This window comes from Marvinbryantia sp. (assembly GCF_047017445.1).
In the GTDB taxonomy this organism is placed as follows: Bacteria; Bacillota; Clostridia; order Lachnospirales; family Lachnospiraceae; genus Marvinbryantia.
In genome coordinates this window covers 37335-53305 of sequence record NZ_JBKXTT010000002.1, presented here as the reverse complement: position 1 = coordinate 53305, position 15971 = coordinate 37335, and the positions used below count along the sequence as shown (strand labels likewise).

14 protein-coding genes and 2 tRNA genes are annotated in these 15971 nt (G+C 50.1%); 15 read left to right on the top strand and 1 reads right to left on the bottom strand.

Annotated features, from left to right (window positions below; all coding sequences use genetic code 11):
• Positions 1–182 precede the first annotated feature (182 nt).
• The 12 genes from ACLU9Q_RS02290 (at position 183) to ACLU9Q_RS02235 (ending at position 10814) form a co-directional block, all read left to right on the top strand.
• Positions 183–1202 carry an ABC transporter substrate-binding protein gene (locus tag ACLU9Q_RS02290; protein ID WP_334295197.1) on the top strand — a complete coding sequence of 340 codons (1020 nt, stop codon included), beginning with the start codon at positions 183–185 and terminating at the stop codon, positions 1200–1202.
• 136 nt (positions 1203–1338) lie between these two features.
• Positions 1339–2325: a diaminopimelate dehydrogenase gene (locus tag ACLU9Q_RS02285; protein ID WP_298512310.1), complete on the top strand. Its 987-nt coding sequence runs from the start codon at positions 1339–1341 to the stop codon at positions 2323–2325.
• Positions 2326–2417: 92 nt separating this feature from the next.
• A tRNA-Val gene (locus tag ACLU9Q_RS02280) sits at positions 2418–2490 on the top strand.
• A gap of 50 nt (positions 2491–2540) precedes the next feature.
• Positions 2541–2614, top strand: a tRNA-Met gene (locus ACLU9Q_RS02275).
• Positions 2615–2670: 56 nt separating this feature from the next.
• Entirely contained in the window at positions 2671–4113 is a 1443-nt protein-coding gene (locus tag ACLU9Q_RS02270; protein ID WP_298512308.1) for a family 43 glycosylhydrolase, read from the top strand.
• A 230-nt stretch (positions 4114–4343) separates the two neighbouring features.
• On the top strand, positions 4344–4601 hold the full coding sequence (locus tag ACLU9Q_RS02265; protein WP_298512306.1) for a hypothetical protein: 258 nt from the start codon (positions 4344–4346) through the stop codon (positions 4599–4601).
• Between the two features lie 183 nt (positions 4602–4784).
• Positions 4785–5348 (top strand): 2-C-methyl-D-erythritol 2,4-cyclodiphosphate synthase, encoded by a 564-nt coding sequence (gene ispF / locus ACLU9Q_RS02260; protein WP_302592773.1) that lies wholly within the window; start codon positions 4785–4787, stop codon positions 5346–5348.
• Between the two features lies 1 nt (position 5349).
• The gene (locus ACLU9Q_RS02255; RefSeq protein WP_302592774.1) at positions 5350–7035 is read left to right on the top strand and encodes a GNAT family N-acetyltransferase; all 1686 of its coding nucleotides are present in this window, start codon (positions 5350–5352) and stop codon (positions 7033–7035) included.
• Positions 7036–7121: 86 nt separating this feature from the next.
• Positions 7122–8531, top strand: coding sequence for a cysteine--tRNA ligase (cysS, locus tag ACLU9Q_RS02250; RefSeq protein WP_302592775.1), 1410 nt, complete (start codon positions 7122–7124; stop codon positions 8529–8531).
• A complete protein-coding gene (locus tag ACLU9Q_RS02245) occupies positions 8516–8983 on the top strand; it encodes a Mini-ribonuclease 3 (RefSeq protein ID WP_302592777.1) in 468 nt (155 codons plus the stop codon). Before cysS ends, ACLU9Q_RS02245 begins: the two co-directional genes overlap by 16 nt.
• A 199-nt stretch (positions 8984–9182) precedes the next feature.
• Positions 9183–9920, top strand: coding sequence for a 23S rRNA (guanosine(2251)-2'-O)-methyltransferase RlmB (rlmB, locus tag ACLU9Q_RS02240; protein WP_302592779.1), 738 nt, complete (start codon positions 9183–9185; stop codon positions 9918–9920).
• A 177-nt stretch (positions 9921–10097) separates the two neighbouring features.
• The gene (locus ACLU9Q_RS02235; protein WP_412624610.1) at positions 10098–10814 is read left to right on the top strand and encodes a LytR/AlgR family response regulator transcription factor; all 717 of its coding nucleotides are present in this window, start codon (positions 10098–10100) and stop codon (positions 10812–10814) included.
• Positions 10815–10840: 26 nt separating this feature from the next.
• Here the strand turns inward: ACLU9Q_RS02235 and ACLU9Q_RS02230 are convergent, their stop codons facing one another.
• The gene (locus tag ACLU9Q_RS02230; RefSeq protein ID WP_412624609.1) at positions 10841–12751 is read right to left on the bottom strand and encodes a sensor histidine kinase; all 1911 of its coding nucleotides are present in this window, start codon (positions 12749–12751) and stop codon (positions 10841–10843) included.
• 289 nt (positions 12752–13040) lie between these two features.
• Between ACLU9Q_RS02230 and ACLU9Q_RS02225 the strand changes: the two genes are divergently transcribed.
• From ACLU9Q_RS02225 to ACLU9Q_RS02215, 3 genes are all read left to right on the top strand, one after another.
• Positions 13041–14228 (top strand): LuxR C-terminal-related transcriptional regulator, encoded by a 1188-nt coding sequence (locus ACLU9Q_RS02225; RefSeq protein WP_412624608.1) that lies wholly within the window; start codon positions 13041–13043, stop codon positions 14226–14228.
• Positions 14229–14550: 322 nt separating this feature from the next.
• A complete protein-coding gene (locus ACLU9Q_RS02220; protein ID WP_412624607.1) occupies positions 14551–15231 on the top strand; it encodes a polyphosphate polymerase domain-containing protein in 681 nt (226 codons plus the stop codon).
• Between the two features lie 17 nt (positions 15232–15248).
• Positions 15249–15935, top strand: a complete 687-nt coding sequence (locus ACLU9Q_RS02215) for a DUF4956 domain-containing protein (RefSeq protein WP_412624606.1) — start codon at positions 15249–15251, stop codon at positions 15933–15935.
• The last annotated feature ends 36 nt before the right edge of the window (positions 15936–15971 follow it).

Sequence of the window (15971 nt, the reverse complement as noted above, 5' to 3'; positions counted from 1 at the left end):
GGTGTGAGCAAATCCCATTCGCGGAGCGAATTTTAAATGGATTTGCGAATGTTACTGTGAACGATGTGAACAGTAACTTTTTCGTAAACTGCCTGTAAGTCTGGAAATATGATTTTTTGACACCCTTATCGGGATATGTTATGATGGAGAAAATGCGAAACAGGAAGGATTTTAGGAAAAGGATGCGGATGAAAAGAGGAATCGTGGCAGGAGCGGCATTGCTGCTGTGCGGAGGATGCGCGGCGGGGAATATGCAGCAAAAACAGCAGTATACGGGAATGCAGGAGATTACGGAGGTTGACGAAAATCTGATTGTAGTAGGGTTTTCACAGGTGGGTTCGGAATCGGACTGGCGCAATGCTCATACGCAGTCCGTGAAGGAGGCGCTGACAGAAGAAAACGGGTTTTATCTGATTTTTGAGGATGCGCAGCAAAAGCAGGAAAACCAGATTAAGGCGCTGCGTAGCTTTATTCTGCAGGAAGTGGATTATATTGTACTTGCACCGATCGTGGAGACTGGATGGGAAGCGGTTCTGCAGGAGGCGAAGGATGCCGGAATACCGGTGATTATGGATGACCGTATGGCGGATGTGGACGAGGAACTCTACACTTGCTGGCTCGGAACCAACGCGGAAAAAGAGGGCGAGGATGCCGGGCTGTGGCTGGAGGCTTATCTGGAGAAAGAAGGAAGAGCTGAGGAAAAGATACGGATTGTCACGATACAGGGAACTACGGGAGCGACGGCGCAGATTGGACGCACAAATGGCTTTGACAAGGTTCTCAGACGGCACGATAACTGGGAAATGCTGGAGATGCTGGACGGCGATTTCACACAGGCGAAGGGGCAGGAGGTCATGGAGACGCTGCTCGAAAAATATGCGGATATCGATGTGGTAGTCTGTGAAAACGACAACATGGCGTTCGGCGCGGTCGACGCGATCAAGGAGGCAGGCAGAACCTGCGGACCGGACGGAGACATCATCATCCTCTCCTTTGACGCGGTGAAAGCAGCCTTTGACGCGATGATAGCAGGCGACATCAACGCGGTGTTTGAGTGCAATCCGCTGCACGGACCGAAGCTGCAGGAAATCATCAATTCCCTGGCGGCGGGAAAGCATGTGGACAAGATCCAGTATATGGAAGAGGCGTACTTCGACACCACGATGGATCTGGAGAGTATCCGGGAGACGCGGGCATATTAAGGTATATGCAAAATATGCATTGCAGCATATAGTTATATGAATTTGACGCAGCGCCGGGAACGTGTTAAACTATCGTGGGATAAGGATGAAAAGCCGGATACATAGTTTCCGGCTGGAAAAAAGGAGATTTAAGGATATGAACAAGATCAGAATTGGAATTGTAGGCTACGGCAATATCGGACGCGGCGTGGAAGCCGCTATCAAACAGAACGAGGACTGCGAGCTGGCGGGCGTGTTCACACGCCGTGACCCGGCTTCGGTGAAGATTTCTACGGAGGGCGCAAAGGTCTATGCTTATGACGAACTGGCGTCGAAGAAGGATGACATCGATGTTTGCATCATCTGCGGCGGCAGCGCGACGGATCTTCCGAAGCAGACGCCGGAGATCGCAAAGCTGTTCAACGTCATCGACAGCTTTGATACGCACGCAAGAATCCCGGAGCATTTTGCAAATGTGGATGCAGCGGCGAAAGAGAGCGGTCATGTCGGCATTATTTCCGTTGGCTGGGATCCGGGACTGTTTTCCCTTAATCGTCTGTACGGCAATGCGATCCTGCCGGACGGAAAGGATTATACCTTCTGGGGAAGAGGCGTCAGTCAGGGGCATTCCGACGCCATCCGCAGAGTGGAGGGTGTGCTGGATGCAAGACAGTACACGGTTCCGGTGGAAAGCGCAGTGGAAGCAGTGCGAAACGGAGAAAATCCGGATCTGACGACCAGACAGAAGCACACCAGAGAGTGCTTTGTAGTTGCCGAGGAGGGCGCGGATCTGGCGCGCATCGAGTCGGAGATCAAAAATATGCCGAATTATTTTGCAGATTATGATACAACGGTGACGTTTATCAGCCAGGAGGAGCTTGATAAAAATCATAAGGGGATCCCGCACGGCGGTTTTGTCATCCGCAGCGGAGCAACCGGCGACGGAACCAACAAGCATATCATTGAGTACCGTCTGAAACTGGATTCTAATCCGGAATTTACCTCCAGCGTGCTGGTGGCGTATGCGCGCGCGGCAAAGCGTCTGGCGGATGAGGGCGCATGTGGATGCAAGACGGTGTTTGACATCGCACCGGCGTATCTCTCCCCGAAGAGCGGCGAGGAATTAAGAGCGCATCTTTTGTAAAAAATAAGAGCGCATCTTTTGTAAAAAATACTTGACGAAAGCGCGGTCAGATAGTATACTATGGAAGTGGACAGGTTTTGTCCGCTTCCTGTGGGATCTTAGCTCAGCTGGGAGAGCATCTGCCTTACAAGCAGAGGGTCATAGGTTCGAGCCCTATAGGTCCCACTTTTTATGTGTACACCATCGGAAAGGTGATGCCACATATAATTAAATATGGCGGAATAGCTCAGTTGGCTAGAGCACACGGTTCATACCCGTGGTGTCGAGAGTTCAAATCTCCCTTCCGCTACTGAAAACTCTGGTAAATGCCAGAGTTTTTGTTTTCGGATGAGAAAGGAGAATTGTATGACGCAGGCATTTAACCCCTATCTTCCAGGATATGAATACATCCCGGACGGGGAACCATACTTGTTTGACGGGCGTGTGTATGTCTACGGCTCGCACGACCGCTTTGACGGACCGATGTTCTGCATGAATGATTATGTGTGCTGGTCGGCTCCGGCGGATGATCTGGGCAACTGGAGATATGAGGGCGTGATTTACCGGAAAAGCCAGGATCCGAAGAACCGTTCCGGACTGCGGCTCCTTTTTGCGCCGGACGTGGCGAGGGGCGCGGACGGCAGATTTTATCTCTATTACGCCTTTGATTTTATGGGAATGATGGGCGTGGCGGTGGCGGATCATCCGGCGGGACCGTATGCATTTTACGGGCATATTCACTATCCGGACGGAACGATCTGGGGCAGAAAAAAGGGCGATTCCTTCCCGTTCGACCCCGGCGTGCTGGTTGACGACGATGGAAGCGTATATCTGTATTCCGGATTTTATACGCCTGTTCCGGCGGCGGTCACGGGATTTTGCGCTCTGAAATTTGACGGCGGCTATGTGCTGGAGCTGGAACCGGATATGACGACGATCAAAACGCCGCAGAAGCTGCTGTTTCCCAAGCAGGGACCGGGTTCGTTTGCAGACCACGAATTTTTTGAGGCGAGCTCTATCCGTAAATATGAGGGAAAATATTATTTTGTGTATTCATCCAGGCATAATCACGAGCTTTGCTATGCGGTAAGCGATTATCCTGACCGGAGATTTTCCTTCGGCGGAACGCTGATCAGCAACGGCGACGTTTTTCTGGACGGCATCGCGGACGAAAAACATGCGCGCAATTTTACCGGCAATAATCACGGCGGGATGCTGTATCTGAACGGACAGTATTATATTTTCTATCATCGGCATACGCACCGCAATTCCTACGCGCGGCAGACCTGCGCGGAAAAACTAAAGCGCAGAGCGGACGGAAGCTTTGCGCAGGCGGAGATGACAAGCTGCGGTTTAAACGGCGGACCGCTCAGAGGAAGGGGCGTCTACGAGGCGCGTATTGCCTGTAATCTTCGTGGAAAAGAGGGAGTCGGGCGATATGACATCAGGAATACCCGAAAAGTTTATGAGGCATATCCCTGGTTTACACAGGACAAAAAAGATGGAGACCGGACGGCGCGCCAGTACATCGCTAATATGCGGGACGGGGCGGCGGCAGGTTTTAAATATTTCGATCTTCAAAATCCGAAGGGCATTGCCGTAAAGGTGCGCGGAAAAGCAGGGGGCAGCCTGATCGTGAGTACAGATGAACAGGGAAAACAAGCGATTGCACGGATCCCCGTCCGCCTTTCCACAAAAAAATGGACAGTGCTGCGAGCAGAGCTGACGCCGGTGGAGGGAATACAGCCGCTGTATTTTCATTATCACGGAGCGGGGCAGATTGATCTGATGGCATTTGCGTTGAGATGAGTAGAAAACATCCCGAAAAATGCTGAAATTGCAGCGCTGATAGCGCGGTATTGTTTGTAAATATAGAGAACGCGATTGCTAATTTATACTTTTTGCATAATTTTTCACGAAATCTTCACAAAATCTTATGATTCTGAATATTGTTTTTTCAAGAATATATGCTAGAATATCATACGTAATAAAGAGGTATGCAGTTTTTGGATGCATTGAATTTTGAGGAGGATTTTGAAATGAAGAAGAGAAATGTAGTTACATTATTAGCAGTAGCAGCAGTAGTAGGTATGGTAGCAGTTGGATGCGGCAGCAAAGATGCTGAGACAGAAGCTCCGGCAGCAACTACAGAAGCAACCACAGAAGCAACCACAGAAGCAACCACAGATGCTCCGGCAGAAGCTGAGACAACGGAAGCTCCGGCAGAAGACGAGACAGACGCTCCGGCAGAAGCTGAGACAACCGAAGCTCCGGCAGAGGAAGAGACAGAGGCTTAATTGTTTCTGCAAGATCTGCGAACAGGAAAACATGAGAAGCACCGTAGGGATAGCCTTGCGGTGTTTTTTATTTTGTGGTAATGTGGAAGGGAAAACAGCACCCGGCTTCGGAATTGCTTCCGGGACGTATTATGGAGATTGCGGAGGCGGGGGTCACGATAAAGAAGAAAAGGAGCGGCGGATATGAGAGTTGGAATGGGATATGATGTGCATCGGCTGATGGAAGGCAGGAAACTGATTTTGTGCGGAGTGGAAATACCATATGAGAAGGGGTTGCTTGGGCATTCGGATGCGGATGTTGCGGTTCATGCAATTATGGATGCGCTGCTTGGAGCGGCTGCGCTTGGGGACATCGGCAAGCATTTTCCGGATACCGATCCGAAATATGAGGGGATCTCCAGCATTCTGCTTCTGAAGCATGTGGGAGATCTTCTTGAGGAGCATAATTATGTAATTGAAAATATTGACGCGACCATTATCGCGCAGCGTCCGAAGCTGCTCTCCTACATGCCGCAGATGGTAAAGAACGTTGCGGATGCGCTGGGTATCGAGGAGAGTCAGGTGAATATCAAGGCAACGACGGAGGAAGGCCTGGGCTTTACCGGAAGCGGAGAGGGTATCTCGGCGCAGGCGATCTGCCTGCTGATGCCGTTGGTGGATATTTCGCAGATGGAATATGATTATATGAGCGCGGGTGGTTGCGGCGGAGGTTGTCAGAGCTGCGGCGGCTGCGGACAGGGTGTCTGATATGCATAGCAGACGGAAGGTGGACAAGGTGTCTGATATGCATAGCAGACGGAAGGTGGACAAGGTGTCTGATATGCATAACGGGCAGAAGGTGGGTAAAGCGGCTGATATGCATAGCGGGCAGAAGGCGGGCAAAGTGTCTGATATGTATAGCGGGCAGAAGGAGGACAAAGCGTCTGATATGTATAGCGGGCAGAAGGAGGACAAAGCATCTGATATAGATAGTTCGCGGAAGATGGATGGGATATCTGGTGTGTGGAATACGCAAAAAGTGAAAAGTGCGAGCCGCGCCCTCTGGGAGATGGTCTTTGAGGAGGATACACAGCAGTTTCTGGATTATTATGATGCATATGTGGCAGATCACAATAAAATCTACACGGATTGGGAAAACGGACAGGCGGTCTCTATGCTGCACCGCAATCCCTACCGAATCTGTGTGGGAGATATGCAGGCGGACAGCTCCTACATTGTAGCGGTTGCAACAAAAGAGGAATATCGTCACCAGGGACGTATGAAGAAGCTGCTGCTGGAGGCGTTTGCTGATAGCTTCAGGGAGGGTGAGCCGTTTGTTTATCTGATGCCGGCGTCGGAAAAAATTTATCTGCCGTTCGGATTCCGGACGGTCTATTATCAGAACATACTGACGCTTGGGAGTGTGTTTGGCCCGGCGCGGACGGAAGAGGAAGCGGTGGAAGTGCGCGCTGCATCGCTAAAAGAATCTGATATGGCGGCATACGGCGGAAAAGCTTCCGGGGGCGCCGGGATCCAGAGCAGGCAGAAAATCACCGGTACCGGAAATTTACGCGGGCAGAGAGCTTCCGGGGGCGGAATTATCTGCAGGCACGCAAAGTATTCACAGCTTGCAGAGCTGGCAGATTTTTCGGAGCGCGTGCTGTCGGAAAGCGGCGTGATGCATACGAAACGCGATACCGCATACTATGAGAGAATCTGGAAGGAGCAGGAGGCGGTCAACGGCGGGATCCTCTTGTTTTACACAGAAGAAGAGCCGGGAGAGGCGTGCGGTAAAACCGACGGGGTGGCATATGCGGAAACCGGCGAGAGTAATTCCGGGAAAAAGCTGCGCCTGTGGGGCTGGTGTTTTACCGGTCTTGAGGATGCAGCGGAGGTCTGGGAGCTGGTATTGGATACAAAAGACCCACTCCTGTATGCGCAGGCGCTCCGGACAGTGACAGAGCACTTCCGGGAGGAGCTGCCGGTAAAGGTGAGCGGATTTGTTCCCGGCACCGAAATCAGCGGAGTTTCCGGCAGGGAATACTCCTGGCGTCCGATGACGATGGTACGCATCACAAACCTGTTTTCAATGGCGAAATTGCTTCGCGCGAACACGCCTTTTGCGTGCTGTCTTCATATAGAAGATAAATGGATAGCGCAGAACAACGGCTGGTTTTATCTGCAGGTATCCGGAGACGGAGGCAGGCTGGAGCGGGTTGAAAATCCCGGCTCCGGTGAGGCGGCACCGGAGCAATCTGTGATTTCCAATGAGGCGGTGCCAGAGAAATCTGTGATTTCTGGTGAAGCGATGAGCCGGCAGTTTCAGAATCTGCCCTGTCTGGAAATGACGATACAGGAGCTGACGGACGCACTCTTTGGCATTCGTCCGCATCCGGTGCTGGAGGCGGCAGGGATAGGGCCGCTGCATCCGCTGTATTTCAATGAATTAGTGTAGGGGCCGTTCCATCAGTTGACAAAACCGGAAAAATTTAATACACTAGGGAAGACAACGAAAACTATATACAATACGGAGTCTGGACTATGAAAATATATAACACGCTTTCAAAGCAAAAAGAAGAATTTGTGCCGCTGGTGCCGGGGAAGGTGAGCATGTATGTCTGCGGGCCGACGGTCTATAACTATATCCATATAGGCAACGCGCGCCCGATGATCGTGTTCGACACGGTGCGCCGTTACATGGAGCACAAGGGCTACGAAGTAAACTTCGTGTCGAATTTCACGGATGTGGATGACAAAATTATCAAGAAGGCAATGGAGGAGGGCGTCACGGCGGACGAGATCTCCCAGCGCTACATTGCGGAGTGCAAGAAGGACATGGAGGGTATGAACGTAAAGCCTGCCACCACACATCCGCTTGCGACACAGGAAATCGACGGGATGATCGAGATGATTTCCACTCTGATTGAGAGGGACTATGCTTATCCGGCGGCAGACGGCACAGTCTATTTCCGTACACGCAAATTCAAAGAATACGGAAAATTGTCACATAAAAATCTGGACGACCTGCGCGGTGGAAACCGCTCGCTGCTGGTGTCCGGAGAAGAGCAGAAGGAGGACCCGCTGGATTTCGTGCTCTGGAAGCCGAAAAAAGAAGGGGAGCCGTATTGGGAATCCCCGTGGTGCCAGGGACGTCCGGGCTGGCATATCGAGTGCTCCGTGATGGCGAAAAAATATCTCGGAGAAGAAATTGACATCCATGCGGGCGGGGAGGATTTGATTTTCCCGCATCACGAAAATGAAATTGCGCAGAGCGAGTGCTGTAACGGAAAGATTTTTGCGCGTTACTGGATGCATAACGGCTTTTTGAATATTGACAACCGCAAGATGTCCAAATCTCTGGGCAACTTCTTCACTGTGCGTGAAATCAGCGAAAAATATGACCTGCAGGTGCTGCGCTTCTTTATGCTCAGCGCGCATTACCGCAGCCCGCTTAATTTTAGCGCGGAACTGATGGAAGCGGCAGGAAACGGTCTGAACCGTATTGTCAATGCAGTGGAAAATCTGAAATTCCTCGCGGGTAATGCGTCACAGGAGACGCTCACGGAGTCGGAGGCAGAGACGCAGAAGGCGCTTGCGGAATATGAGAAGAAATTTGACGACGCGATGGATGATGATTTTAACACAGCGGATGCGATTTCTGCGATTTTTGAGCTGGTAAAATTTGCCAATACCAATGTGACAGAGAACAGTTCGAAGGCGCTTGCGGAAGTTGCGAAGGATAAAATCGTGGAGCTTTCTGATATTCTTGGCCTGATCGTTGAGAGAAAAGAAGAAATGCTGGATGCAGACATTGAAGCGCTGATCGAGGAGCGCCAGGCAGCGAGAAAAGCAAAGAATTTTGCGCGCGCCGATGAGATCCGCGATATTCTGTCAGGCAAAGGTATTATCCTGAAGGATACCAGAGAAGGTGTAAAATGGGAGAGAGCGTAGATTTTCTTGCTTACCTTGACGAAAAATTAAAACTCCCGGAGGCTGACCTCCGGGAGTATTCTCCGTTGGTGCTGGCGTATATCGGGGATGATATTTTTGATCTGGTTATCCGCACGATACTTGTCCGTCAGCATAACTGCCAGGTGCAAAAGCTGCACAAAAAGGCGAGTATGCTGGTGAAAGCCTCCGCCCAGGCGGCAATGATCGAAAGAATCATGCCGCTTCTGACAGAGGAGGAGCTTGCCATTTACCGGCGAGGGCATAACGCAAAGCCGCACACGAAGGCGAAAAATGCCACCCATTCCGATTATCACAAGGCGACCGGGCTGGAGGCGCTGATGGGCTACCTGTATCTGAAAAAGGATATGACGCGGATTGTCGATCTTATGCAGGTCGGACTGCAGACAGAAAAGGGCGGTCCGGAAAACTGTCCGGACAACGGTGCAGATTAGCGGCGCGGCAGTCTGCCTGGAATATTGCGAAGATGAGAGGCGGAGCAGTCTGCCTGGAATATTGCGAAGATGAGAGGCGGAGCAGTCTGCCTGGAATATTGCCAAGATGAGGGACGGAGCAGTCTGCCGGAAGCTTTACGGAGACTGACGGCGGAGCTGCCTGAAATATCGCGGAAATGACATACAGTGAGGGAAACATATGAGATATGAAGAATTGACGATAGAGGGAAGAAATGCGGTGATCGAAGCGTTTCGTTCCGGCAAGCCGATTGACAAGCTGTTTGTGCTTGACGGCTGCCAGGACGGTCCGGTGCGCACGATTATCCGGGAGGCGAAAAAGCATGACACTCTTCTGCAATTTGTTGCAAAAGAACGTCTTGACCAGATGAGCGAGACGGGCAGGCATCAGGGAGTGATCGCCTGCGCAGCTGCGTATGAGTACGCGGAGGTGGACGATATTCTGAAAATTGCAGAGGAAAAGGGCGAACCGCCGTTTCTGTTCCTGCTGGACGGCATTGAGGATCCGCACAATCTGGGTGCGATCATCCGTACCGCGAACCTTGCGGGCGCGCACGGCGTGATCATTCCAAAGCGTCGGGCTGTCGGACTGACTGCCACAGTGGCGAAAACCTCGGCGGGGGCCTTAAACTATACGCCGGTGGCAAAGGTGACAAATCTTGCCAAGACCATTGAGGAGCTGAAGCAGAAGGGTATCTGGTTCGTGTGTGCCGACATGAACGGCACGCCGATGTATGATCTTGATTTAAAGGGACCCATCGGACTTGTGATCGGCAGCGAAGGCGAGGGCGTCAGCCGCCTCGTGCGGGAAAACTGCGACTTCATCGCCTCCATACCGATGAAGGGAGACATCGACTCCCTCAACGCATCGGTGGCAGCGGGCGTGATGGCATACGAGATCGTCCGCCAGAGAAGATAGATCTGCCGGATGATTTATATGCATCAGTGAATGACAGACAAAAATCCTCATCGGAAGATGGGGATTTTTTGTTGCCATGCATACGACAAAAACGTGAATAAGTTGGTTTGAAAGAATCTGCTGGAAATGCTATAATGAAAACCGAAACATCTGAGAAATAAATTTGAGGTGGTACGAATGAGAAAGTATCCGTTTCATATAGCTGTCTGTGATGATGAAGAGGCGGACAGAGAGCAGATCCGAAAAATGGCAGAAGAAGTGTGCCGGGCAGAAAAAATCCGGGCGGAAATCGTCTGCTATGGGACGGCAAAAGAACTTCTGGAGGAGATACAGAACGGGAAAGAGTATGCGCTGCTTCTGCTGGATGTGCTGATGCCGGCGCAGGATGGAATGGAACTGGCAAGAGCGCTGAGAAACCAAAAGGTTGAGACAGAGATTGTGTTCATATCCAGTAACCGGGAGATGGCTCTGCAGGGTTATGAAGTGGCTGCCGCAAGGTATCTGGCAAAACCATTGGAAATAGAAAAACTTACGGAGGCAGTGCGTTTCTGTTATGGGAAACTGCGCAGCTGTAAAGAGCTTCTTCTTCCGGCGGACGGATACATGAGGAAGATTGCGCCGAAAGAAATTTATTATATTGAAATTATCGGAAGAAAAAGCAGAATCATGCAGGAAACACAGGAATGGGATACCAGTCTTTCTATGAAGGAACTGGAGGAAATGCTTTCGGGGCAGGGGTTTGTACGGTGCCATCAGAGTTTTCTCGTAAACTTCAGCCATGTAAAAAATTTCCGCACTTCTTCGATGGAACTTACGGATGGCCGGAGCGTTCCGGTCAGCAAGCACCGTGTAAAAGAAGTGCGGCAGGCTTTTTTTGATTATATGAAAAGCTAGAACCATATCGAAAGGTAAAAACGGAATCAGAGAGGAATCACTGCCGTAATCCGGTAGATGTTTCCGGTCTGCTCAATGGAGAGCATATTATCTCCGAAACGCTTCATAATCTGGCGGATGATTTTCAGACCATACCTATGCTCCGGTGTGGGTGTTTTTATATTGTCAGAAGTTTTATCCGGCACAGAGTTTTCACAGGAAAAGACAAAGTGCTGTGCTTTACAATGGAAATCCAGCCGGATCAATGGCTTTTGGGAAACTGAGGCGGCGTTTATGGCATTGTCCAGAATATTCAAAATAAGGGAGCAGAGCTCCGGCTCGGAAAGCGGCAGCTTTTCCGGCGCATCGCAGCGGTCAATTTCTGTTTCAATTCCTTTTGCCTTTGCCATGCCCAGTTTTCCGTTCAGCAGGATATTCAGCGTCTGGTTCCGGCAGGATATGACAGGGCGTATCCGCTTGGTCTGCCCGATCAGCTCCTCCAGATAACCGGAAACCTGTTCCGGATTTTCTTTTATCATGGTGTGCAGCAGCGTATAGTGTTTCACAGTATCATGGCGCAGCATCATAACTTCTTCTGATTGCAGGCGCAGGTTCTCATAACTTTCGAGTGCGAGACGGTTCTTGGAGGACAGCACCTCAAGTTCGGTGCGTCGTCTGGACACCTGTTCGATAAAATCAAAAAGCACTGCGGCAAGACCGGAAAGCAGGCAAAGATTCCACAGCAGGGTTAAAGCAAATTTAGGAAGGAGCATGATCACTCCCTGTGCCAGACGTGTAAACACACTGGCGGCATAGTCCGGCAAAATGGGGATGCTGACAGCGAGAAACAACAGATAGCCAATCATGAGAAACAGGGCAGTCTGCCCCATATGACGGAAAAAAGGGACTCCACGTTTCCAGAGAATAAATGTTCCGGTAAGAGCAGCCGCCAGTGCAAGAAATCCTGTAATCTGTGGAAGATTCATAAAAAACACATACAAATCTCCATATTCCAGAAATTTTCCTGTCTGTATGGAAAAAGACAGCAGCACGCTGATCCACTGCAGGAGAGTGGCTGCGGCAAACAGCAGGCGCAGCCGGGAAGCATACAGGGTGAGAAACAGCAGGAACGCCCCGACAGAAAAATGGAAAAACATATCTGTCAGATCAATGGGGAGCGTACCAAAATACTGGTAAAAGAAATCGGCCTCCGACAAAATACCACACATCTGAAACAGGACGGCAAGGGCAAAGACCAGCGGCTTTGCCGTAAACGCGCCCTGTGAAGCATTCCAGATAAACACTGCAAGCAGGAAAAGGAGCAGAGAAAACAACAGCACGGCAGGAATCATTGTCCGGGCGCTGGAAGCAATCAGACCGCTCTCATAAGCGTATCCGCAGTACAGAGTGACCTCGCAGGGCCAGACGGTTCCATCATCTCCCTGCTTTTCCGAGGCGGCTGTGGATTGTGCGATGGTCAGAGTTTTCCCATGATAATCCGGAGGCAGAGAGACGGTAACAGGTTCCGACCGGTCATACTCCATCATGGGAAGCGCAAGATATCCGATCCGGTTATCCAGTTCGGGACAGTCGGTGTAGATTATTTTCCCGTCAAGAAAAACGCTGACCGTCCGGTTGGCGGCGTCTATTTTCAGCATAGGGCTGTCGGATTCTTCCGTCAGTTCTTTTGAATAATAAAAAGTCTGCCCGGAATAAGCAAGTCCCGTATAGCCTCCGATGCCATTAGCGACCAGTTCCGTCTGTCTGCCTGCTTCTTCCGTATAAACAGTCCATCCGTCTCCGCCATTCCAATATTCTTCGCCATCGTCAGCAAACTGGAAAAGCTCGTAAGATACATCTTCCATCGGCTGTGTGTAATAAAAAACCGCAAAAACGGCGGGGATACAAAGCAGGACAGCGAGAAATAATGCAGCGATCAGTTTCGGTAATTGTTTCATAAAAATCTCCCATTCGTTCATCTGTTTATAGTGTAACAAGCAGGTTTGCCGGATGTCAATGGATATGGGGGAATTCGGGTTGCCCAGTTTTGTCGCATTTTTGCCCAGCTTTGCAAAAGTGCTGATGCAGGATGAAGTCAAAAATGTAAAAAGGAAATTGGTGTGGATAAAGATGCCGCAGCCGCATAAAATCAAAATATCCTTGCGAACAGAAATAAAACGGCGTATAACTAAATCGGAAGATGCGAACAAAACAAAAGTGTTCGCAGAAAAAGAGAGGATTATAACGATGGAATTTATGACGGCGAAGGAAGCAGCAGAGAAATGGAATATATCTGTACGGCTTATTCAAAGATATTGCGCCCAGGGGCGGATTAAAGGGGCGAGGAAATCCGGTATTGCATGGGAGATTCCTTCCGGTGCAGTGAGGCCGGAAGACCCCAGGAGAAATGGGAAAAAGCAGACAGTTACCAGAAATCCGTCCTTTCAAAATCTCATGCCGCTGATGAACACGCCGTTTCAGCCGGGAAGCTGCAGGGAACTGCTCGCAAATATGAAAGACGGAGCAAGAAAAGATATTGCATTTGCGGAATATTATTACTTCAGTGGCCAACCAGAAAAGGCGAAACAGAAGGCAGAAGAATATCTGATCTGTAAAAATATGGAGCTGCGTCTTTCCGCCTGTATGATCTGTGCTTTTGCAAATCTGTCTGTCGGGCAGATCGACAAGGCAAAACAGGTGTTGGAGGAAATCCGGAATTCATTGAAGGAGGATCAAAAGAGAAACCCGCAGGCAAAGGTGATCGGCGCTTTCATTGCGGCTGGAGCGTCTGTCCTTTTGCATCTGCCGCTACCGGAAGAAATGCCGTCTGCACAGGAATTCCTGTCCCGCCTGCCCCTGGGACATCGGGCCTGGGCATTGTATGTAGAAGCTCATTTCTCTTATTTGCAGAAAAACTATGAAAGAAGTATTGGAATCATAGAGTGTGCACTGGCTATGGGAGCGGAGCAGTATCCGATACCCGCCATTTATCTGCATCTGGCAGCCGTTATGGATTATATGAGCCTGAAACAGCCCCAAATGGCAGAAAGGCATCTTCTGGATGCGTGGGAACTGGCACGCCCGGATGATCTGATCGAAGGATTTGGGGAGCATCACGGGCTGTTAGGAGGAATGCTGGAGAGCGTGATCAAGCAGAAATGGCCGGAAGATTTTAAACGGATCATTAACATCACCTACGAATTTTCTGCCGGATGGAGAAAGGTCCATAATCCCGAAACCGGGCATGAGGTGGCAGATGATCTCAGCACGACAGAGTTTGCCGCCGCCATGCTTGCTGCCAGGGGTTGGACGAACGCGGAAATCGGCGAACACATGAATATATCGGCGAATACAGTGAAACACCATATCTCCCAGGCAATGAAAAAGTTGGATATAGATAACAGAAAAGACTTGAAACAGTATATGCTGCAATAAAAATACCCGCAGAGACGTCTGCGGGTATTACCCATTTCAGGGGGTAAAACGGGTAATAGAAATTTCCCTTTTTTCTCAGTATAATAAAGATACAATTACCGGCAGACGAGAGAAATTTTGCCGGGAAAGAGGATTTGGGTGCCCAGTTTTGCCGCATTTTTGCCCAGCTTTGCAAAAGTGCTGAAAAAGAGAAAAAATTTTGTTATACTGCATGAAAATCAGGCAATTATGAAGCGATTTTATAACAAAAAATCCTGAATTTATGCCGGTTCAGGCGTTTCGCAAACGCCTGGAAAATACAGAGGATGAGAGGAGGAGTACCATGAATACGGTATATCGGAAGGAATTGAAATTTCCCGCATCGATGTATGATTTTGCAAGGGTGGACAGAATACTTGCGCTGCAGCTTCAGCGGGACGCGCATTGCCGGGACACGCCCTACCGCGTCCGTTCGCTGTACTTTGATTCGCTGCATGACAGAGATCTGGAGATGGGACTTGCCGGAATGTACCGGAAAGCGAAAGTGCGGCTGCGCGTTTACGCTCCGGACATGTCGCTGATTAAGCTGGAACACAAGCGAAAAGCCGGCAGCGACCAGATTAAGCATAGCTTTACACTCAGCCGGGAACAGGCGCTGGAGGTGATAAGAGGGAACTTCAGCGTGCTCCTGGATATGCAGGAGGAGAGGCTGAATGAATTGTATCTGGAGCTTACGCTTGGCGGATATCGCCCGAAGGTGATCGTGGAATATGAGCGGCTCGCTTATCTCTATGATATGGGCGACATCCGGATCACGTATGACTGGAATGTCCGCGCGGCGCAGTATACGGGGCAGTTCTTTGATGAAGAGATACATGGCGTTCCCATTCAGGGCAGCGACAGCGGAGTGCTGGAGGTAAAATATAATCAGTTTCTGCCTTCTTTTTTGAAGGAGACGCTGAAATCGCTGGATAAACTTCAGACTGCCAACAGTAAATACATAATATCAAGATTAACCTGTTAAGGAAAGAGAGGAAATTCATGAAAGACTATATCATCGAAAACTTCAGCGGAGTGATGAGTCTGGGGGACCGCACTGCCGAAAGCTTTTTTCTGAATATTATCGTGGCGCTTGTGATTGGCATGGTTATTTACATTGCCTACCGGGCGACTTATACAGGGGTGGCATACAGTAAACGTTTTAACATTTCTCTGGTTATGATGACGCTGATTTCTACAATGGTAATGACGGTTATCAGCAACAATATTGCGCTGTCACTCGGTATGGTGGGTGCATTGTCCATCGTCCGGTTCCGCACGGCAGTCAAGGATGCAAGGGATACGGCATTTATTTTCTGGACTATTGCCGTAGGAATCTGCTGCGGGGTATCCCAGTATACGATCGCGGCGCTCGGAACGATTGTTCTGCTTCTGTTTCTTATCATTATGGGGCAGGTACATGAGGACGGAAAATATATGCTGATTATCCGCTGTACTTCTGCCAGCGTGAAAGCGGCGGAATCTGTGGTATTCAATTATATCAGACGGCCGCAGCTCAGAGTGCGCAACGAAAAACAGCTTACGGCGGAGCTGATTTATGAGATCGGCGCCAGACCTCTGAAAAAAGCGCTGGATGCAAACGAAGAGCATCTGCTGGACAAGCTGCTGGCGATAGAAGGCGTGGAGACAGCAAACCTTGTTTCCCAGACAGACGATTTCAGTCGTTAAAGATTCCGGCAAAGAATAGAAACAAAAGCGCCATGA

Excerpts from the sequence above, each read along its gene's own strand:
- ACLU9Q_RS02265 (WP_298512306.1), top strand. The coding sequence starts at position 4,344 with ATGAAGAAGAGAAATGTAGTTACATTATTAGCAGTAGCAGCAGTAGTA.
- ACLU9Q_RS02215 (WP_412624606.1), top strand. The coding sequence starts at position 15,249 with ATGAAAGACTATATCATCGAAAACTTCAGCGGAGTGATGAGTCTGGGG.
- ACLU9Q_RS02235 (WP_412624610.1), top strand. The coding sequence starts at position 10,098 with ATGAGAAAGTATCCGTTTCATATAGCTGTCTGTGATGATGAAGAGGCG.
- ACLU9Q_RS02230 (WP_412624609.1), bottom strand. The coding sequence starts at position 12,751 with ATGAAACAATTACCGAAACTGATCGCTGCATTATTTCTCGCTGTCCTG.
- ACLU9Q_RS02245 (WP_302592777.1), top strand. The coding sequence starts at position 8,516 with ATGGGAGAGAGCGTAGATTTTCTTGCTTACCTTGACGAAAAATTAAAA.
- ACLU9Q_RS02285 (WP_298512310.1), top strand. The coding sequence starts at position 1,339 with ATGAACAAGATCAGAATTGGAATTGTAGGCTACGGCAATATCGGACGC.
- ACLU9Q_RS02255 (WP_302592774.1), top strand. The coding sequence starts at position 5,350 with ATGCATAGCAGACGGAAGGTGGACAAGGTGTCTGATATGCATAGCAGA.
- ACLU9Q_RS02290 (WP_334295197.1), top strand. The coding sequence starts at position 183 with ATGCGGATGAAAAGAGGAATCGTGGCAGGAGCGGCATTGCTGCTGTGC.
- ACLU9Q_RS02270 (WP_298512308.1), top strand. The coding sequence starts at position 2,671 with ATGACGCAGGCATTTAACCCCTATCTTCCAGGATATGAATACATCCCG.
- ACLU9Q_RS02220 (WP_412624607.1), top strand. The coding sequence starts at position 14,551 with ATGAATACGGTATATCGGAAGGAATTGAAATTTCCCGCATCGATGTAT.
- rlmB (WP_302592779.1), top strand. The coding sequence starts at position 9,183 with ATGAGATATGAAGAATTGACGATAGAGGGAAGAAATGCGGTGATCGAA.
- ACLU9Q_RS02225 (WP_412624608.1), top strand. The coding sequence starts at position 13,041 with ATGGAATTTATGACGGCGAAGGAAGCAGCAGAGAAATGGAATATATCT.
- ispF (WP_302592773.1), top strand. The coding sequence starts at position 4,785 with ATGAGAGTTGGAATGGGATATGATGTGCATCGGCTGATGGAAGGCAGG.
- cysS (WP_302592775.1), top strand. The coding sequence starts at position 7,122 with ATGAAAATATATAACACGCTTTCAAAGCAAAAAGAAGAATTTGTGCCG.